The organism is Mesorhizobium sp. M7A.F.Ca.CA.002.09.1.1, from assembly GCF_003998555.1.
Taxonomy (GTDB): domain Bacteria; phylum Pseudomonadota; class Alphaproteobacteria; order Rhizobiales; family Rhizobiaceae; genus Mesorhizobium; species Mesorhizobium ciceri.
Genome location: NZ_RZRR01000326.1, coordinates 1 through 5,555, shown reverse-complemented (window position 1 = coordinate 5,555; position 5,555 = coordinate 1). Strand labels below are relative to the sequence as shown.

Genomic DNA, 5,555 nt, shown 5'->3' with positions numbered 1-5,555 from the left:
GGTCCGATGGGCTTGGGCTACTATTTCTGGTCGCGCGCCTTGAAGCTTGAAGGCAGCGGCAGGGTCGCGGTGGTCGCCTATCTCACGCCGATCGCCTCGACCCTGCTTTTGACCTTGTCCGGCGAACGGCTGACGGTGACGGCCATTGTCGGAGCCATTCTCGTCATCGGCAGTTGTGTCGCGGTCGGTGTGGAACGTTCGGAGGCCGAAAACCATGTTTGACGAGAATGAGCGTCTGGCCATTCAGGAAGCGCATTGGCTGATCGACGAATTCGGCGTCGAGGCACCGCTTTACGCCGCGATGAGGGCCGAAAAGGCGATAGAACAAAAGGATTTGGCGCGCTGCGCCCGCTGGAAGCGTATTCTGGAGATATTGGACGAAAGTCCTGCCGCTAAGTCTGCTGGTTCCAAGTATTAGATTTTCTAATTTGCACGGCGTCGATTTCGCATGAATGCTATTTTGGCCGATTCTTCATTCTTTTATGAGACTTGGCGGTCCGTTGGGGGACGCGGTTAAAGAGATACATCGACACAAGTCTTCGCTGGGGTGGAGGATTTTGTCGCAAATAAGGTGAAAGAATTGTCAAATATCGATGATAAGACCGTTATCGAGCTGACGGCCGATATTGTCTCGGCCTATGTAGGCAACAATCCCCTTCCGGCTTCCGGCCTGCCTGAGTTGATTGCCAGCGTCAGTGCTTCGGTTCGCAAGCTCGCTGGTGCAGTTGTCGCGGAAACTCCAAACCTGGTTCCGGCAGTCAATCCGAAGAAGTCGGTGTTTCCCGACTACATCATCTGCCTTGAGGACGGAAAGAAGTTCAAGTCACTCAAGCGGCATCTGCGGACCGACTACGGCCTAAGCCCGGACGACTATCGGGCCAAATGGGGCTTGCCGCCGGACTATCCGATGGTTGCGCCGAACTACTCGGCGACGCGATCGGCGCTGGCAAAGTCGACGGGACTTGGCCGCAAGCCGGCAGCAGCGCCGGCCGCTGTCGCCAAGGCAACGAAGCGCAAGGCGACTGCCTGAGAGCAGGCAAGCCACCGTTCGGCTGCTTTGACGGCGCCCTCGCGGGCGTCGTTTCGAGGCCTTGTGCGGCCAACTGGCCCGCAAGGCCTTGCGAAGCGTTGATGTCCGGTGCAAAAGCGCGGCCATGCTGATCATCAACGACCTATCGCTCCGCATGGCCGGACGCCTGCTTCTCGACCATGCCTCGCTGACCTTGCCAGCCGGCACCAAAGCCGGCCTCGTCGGCCGCAACGGTACCGGCAAGACGACGCTGTTCAAGGCCATTACCGGCGATTTCCCGTCCGAGACAGGCTCGATCAGCCTGCCGAAGAGCACCCGCATCGGCCAGGTGGCGCAGGAAGCGCCAGGCACCGAGGATGCGCTGATCGAGATCGTGCTCAAGGCCGATCTCGAACGCACGGCGTTGCTCGAAGAGGAAAAGACGGCGACCGATCCGCACCGCATCGCCGACATCCATATGCGGCTGGCCGACATCGACGCGCACTCAGCCGAATCCCGCGCCGCCACCATTCTCGCCGGCCTCGGCTTCGATGACGCTGCGCAACGGCGTCCGGCCTCCTCCTTTTCCGGCGGCTGGCGCATGCGCGTGGCGCTCGCCGCGGTGCTGTTTGCCGAGCCCGATCTGCTGCTGCTCGACGAGCCGACCAACTATCTCGATCTTGAAGGCACGCTGTGGTTGGAAAACTACGTGTCGAAATATCCGCACACCGTGCTTTTGATCTCGCACGACCGCGACCTGCTCAACCGCGCCGTCAACTCGATCGTTCACCTCGACCAGAAGAAGCTGACCTTCTGGCGCGGCGGCTACGACCAGTTCGAGCGTCAATACACCGAACAGAAGGAATTGCAGGAGAAGGGCCGCGTCAAGCAGGAAGCCGCGCGTAAGCACATGGAATCCTTCGTCGAACGGTTCCGCGCCAAGGCCTCCAAGGCGAGACAGGCACAGTCGCGCATCAAGGCACTGGAAAAGATGAAGCCGATCGCGGCCCTGGTGAACGACTCGGTGCGGCCGTTCTCCTTCCCCGAGCCGGTGAAGACGGTGGCCTCGCCGATCGTGGCGCTGAACAACGTCAATGTCGGCTACACCGAGGAGCAGCCGATCCTTAAGAAGATGACGCTGCGCATCGACGCCGACGACCGCATCGCGCTGCTCGGCGCCAACGGCAACGGCAAGTCGACCTTCGCCAAACTGCTGTCCGGCCGGTTGAAGCAGGAGAGCGGCACCATGACGGTGGCGCCCGGGCTGAAGGTGGCGATCTTCGCTCAGCATCAGCTCGACGATCTGCGGCCGGACGAAAACGCCTACGAGCATGTCCGCCGGTTGATGCCGGAGGCGCCGGAATCGAAGGTGCGCGGCCGCGTCGCCCAGTTCGGCCTCACGACCGAGAAAATGAACACCGCCGCCAAGGATCTTTCGGGCGGCGAGAAGGCGCGGCTGCTGATGGGCCTGTCGGCCTTCGAGGGGCCGAACCTGTTCATCCTCGACGAACCGACCAACCATCTCGACATCGACAGCCGCGAATCGCTGATCCATGCGTTGAACGAATTCCCTGGCGCCGTCATCCTGATCTCGCATGATCGCCATCTGCTCGAGGCAACCGCCGACCGGCTGTGGCTGGTCAAGGACGGCGCGGTCAACCCCTATGACGGCGATCTGGAAGACTACAAGACGCTGGTCACCGGCGTGTCCGGCGACCGCCGCGGCAAGCGCGAGGCGGAAAAGGCGTCAAAGGCCGACCGCCGTCGCGATGCGGCGGCACGCCGCGCCGCCTTCGAGCCGCTGGCCAAGGAAATCCGCGCCACCGAAGCGCTGATGGACCGCATCCGCAAGCGCATCGACGGCATCGAGGACGAACTGTCCAATCCGGCGGTGTACGAAAAGGATCCCTCGACAGCGACCCGGCTGGCCAAGGAGCGCTCGCAACTGGCCCAGACGCTGGCCGGCCACGAGGAAAAGTGGCTGTCCATGTCGGCAGAGTATGAAGAAGGCACGGCGGAGTGATTACGCAATCTCCCCACAAGTGGGGAGATTGGCTAATCATCTGGCCCTACACGCGCCCTTTGAAACCCGCTAGTCTTGCCGCATGAACCAGCACGCCAAGCTTCGCATCGGCCATTCGGCCTGTCCGCATGATTGTCCTTCGACCTGCGCGCTCGAGGTCGAACTGCTCGACGGCAATCGGATCGGCCGCGTCCATGGCGCCAAGTCCAATAGCTACACCGCCGGCGTCGTCTGCGCCAAGGTTGCGCGTTATGCCGACCGCGTCCACCATCCCGACCGTTTGCTGAAGCCGCTGATCCGCGCCGGCGCTAAGGGCGACGGCACCTGGAAGGAAGCGAGCTGGGAGGCCGCGCTCGACCTCGTCGCCGAAAAGTTCATTGCGGCCGAGGAGAGGTACGGCTCGGAGACGATCTGGCCCTACTACTATGCCGGCACGATGGGGCTGGTGCAGCGCGACGGCATCGACCGGCTGCGCCACGCGAAAAAGTATTCCGGCTTCTTCGGGTCGATCTGCACCAATCTCGCCTGGACGGGCTGGATGATGGGGGCCGGCGCCTTGCGCGGGCCGGACCCGCGCGAGATGGCGAAATCCGATTGCGTGGTGATCTGGGGCACCAATGCGGTGGTGACCCAAGTCAACGTCATGACCCACGCCATCAAGGCGCGCAAGGAGCGCGGCGCCAAGATCGTCGTCATCGACGTCTACGAAAACGCGACGATGAAGCAGGCCGATCTTGGCCTTGTGCTGAAGCCAGGCACCGATGGCGCGCTGGCCTGCGCGGTCATGCATGTGCTGTTCAAGGAGGGCATGGCCGACCGCGCCTATCTCTCGAAATACACCGACGACCCGAGAGGGCTGGAAGCGCATCTCGAGACGCGCACTCCGGCGTGGGCGGCCGGGATCACGGGCCTGACGGTTGCCGAGATCGAGGCCTTCGCCCGCCTCGTCGGCACGACCAAGAAGACCTATTTCCGCCTCGGCTATGGTTTTGCACGCCAGCGCAATGGCGCCGTCAACATGCATGCCGCCTCGTGCATCGCGGCTGTCACCGGCAGCTGGCAATATGAGGGCGGCGGCGCCTTCCATTCCAATTCCGGCATCTTCAAGCTCAACCAGGATGTGCTCGAAGGCACCAGGATGCGCGATCCCTCGATCCGCTATCTCGACCATTCGCGCATCGGCCCGGTGCTGACCGGTGCCAGCGATGCGCTCTATGGTGGCCCGCCGGTGACGGCGATGCTGATCCAGAACACCAATCCGGTGAATGTCGCGCCGGAGCAGCGGCTGGTGACGCAAGGCTTCCTGCGCGACGACCTGTTCACTTGCGTGCACGAGCAGTTCATGACCGACACGGCCAAGCTTGCCGACATCGTATTGCCGGCCACGATGTTCCTCGAGCACGACGATGTCTACAAGGGCGGCGGCAACCAGCACATCACGCTTGGCCCCAAGCTGATCGAGCCGCCGGAGGGACCGCGCACCAACCATTTCGTCATCGAGCAATTGGCTGATCGCCTCGGTGTCGCCGACCGTCCGGGTTTCGGCCTGACCGAGCAGCAGCATATCGACATCATCCTGGGCAAGCGCGGGCTGGGCAGTTTCGAAAGCTTGAAGCAAGACAAATGGGTCGACCTGCAGCCGGATTTCGAGGCAGCACACTTCATCAACGGATTTGGCCACGCGGATGGAAAATTCCGCTTCCGCGCCGACTGGACCGGGCAGGCGGCGCCCAACCGGCCGCCCAAAAGCATGGGCCTGTTCGGCCCGGTGGCGCGGCTGCCGGAATTCCCCGACCATGTCGACCTGATCGAGGTCGCCGACGAAGCCCACCCGTTCCGGCTGACGACGTCGCCGGCGCGCAACTTCCTCAATTCGACATTCTCGGAAACACCGGTGTCGAAAGCCAGGGAGGGCCGCCCGGAACTGCTTCTACATCCCGACGATGCCGCGGCACTTGGGCTGGCCGATGGCGACCGTGTCGAGGTCGGCAACCAGCGCGGCGAAGTCGTGCTGCATGCAAAATTGTTCGACGGCATCAAGCGTGGCGTGGTGATCGCCGAAGGCATCTGGCCAAACAGCGCCCATGAGCGCGGCGAGGGCATCAACGTTTTGACCGGCGCCGACGCGCCTGCACCCTATGGGGGTGCTGCCTTCCACGACAACAAGGTCTGGCTGCGCGCGGCAAGGTGAGAGAACTCAGTTGCTCTCGCGTCAAATTATACCGGCAGGGCTTCGGCCACCTTCTTTCGGTTTCGCCTAAGACTGATGTCGTCGGCGATCTGCTCGGCCTCGATCGAGATTTCGCGCAGCAATCCGGTGACCGGATTGTGAAAGCCGATGAGATAGAGGCCAAGCTCTGAAGCCCTCGCATTGACGCCGCTGCGCTCTGGCTGAACGCCGGGCTCCAGCAATTTGGCGTAGCCGGGCCGGAAGCCGGTGGCGAAGATGATCGCGTCGAACTCGCCATGCCTGCCGTCGGTAAAACGGGCGCCCTGTTCGGTGATCTCGGCAATGTCGGGTAC

5 protein-coding genes and 1 pseudogene are annotated in these 5,555 nt (G+C 62.7%); 5 read left to right on the top strand and 1 reads right to left on the bottom strand.

Features of this window, described 5'->3' with window-relative positions:
* The 5 genes from EN994_RS15930 to EN994_RS15910 all read left to right on the top strand — a co-directional run.
* Window positions 1-222 (top strand): EamA family transporter (locus tag EN994_RS15930; RefSeq protein WP_164745951.1); only part of this gene is annotated, 222 nt, incomplete at its 5' end.
* Window positions 215-418, top strand: a complete 204-nt coding sequence (locus EN994_RS15925; RefSeq protein WP_013532468.1) for a hypothetical protein — start codon at window positions 215-217, stop codon at window positions 416-418. The genes EN994_RS15930 and EN994_RS15925, both read left to right, overlap by 8 nt.
* Window positions 419-580: 162 nt before the next feature.
* Window positions 581-1,030, top strand: coding sequence for a MucR family transcriptional regulator (locus EN994_RS15920; RefSeq protein ID WP_013532467.1), 450 nt, complete (start codon window positions 581-583; stop codon window positions 1,028-1,030).
* A gap of 124 nt (window positions 1,031-1,154) precedes the next feature.
* Window positions 1,155-3,032 (top strand): ABC-F family ATP-binding cassette domain-containing protein, encoded by a 1,878-nt coding sequence (locus EN994_RS15915; protein WP_013532466.1) that lies wholly within the window; start codon window positions 1,155-1,157, stop codon window positions 3,030-3,032.
* An 82-nt stretch (window positions 3,033-3,114) separates the two neighbouring features.
* A complete protein-coding gene (locus EN994_RS15910) occupies window positions 3,115-5,223 on the top strand; it encodes a molybdopterin oxidoreductase family protein (protein ID WP_013532465.1) in 2,109 nt (702 codons plus the stop codon).
* Between the two features lie 26 nt (window positions 5,224-5,249).
* Here the strand turns inward: EN994_RS15910 and EN994_RS15905 are convergent.
* Window positions 5,250-5,555 (bottom strand): annotated as a pseudogene (locus tag EN994_RS15905) (NAD(P)/FAD-dependent oxidoreductase); the annotation flags it as partial.

What these genes read in the sequence shown, in the direction of transcription:
- EN994_RS15925 (WP_013532468.1), top strand. Translation starts at nt 215, where the DNA reads ATGTTTGACGAGAATGAGCGTCTGGCCATTCAGGAAGCGCATTGGCTG.
- EN994_RS15915 (WP_013532466.1), top strand. Translation starts at nt 1,155, where the DNA reads ATGCTGATCATCAACGACCTATCGCTCCGCATGGCCGGACGCCTGCTT.
- EN994_RS15910 (WP_013532465.1), top strand. Translation starts at nt 3,115, where the DNA reads ATGAACCAGCACGCCAAGCTTCGCATCGGCCATTCGGCCTGTCCGCAT.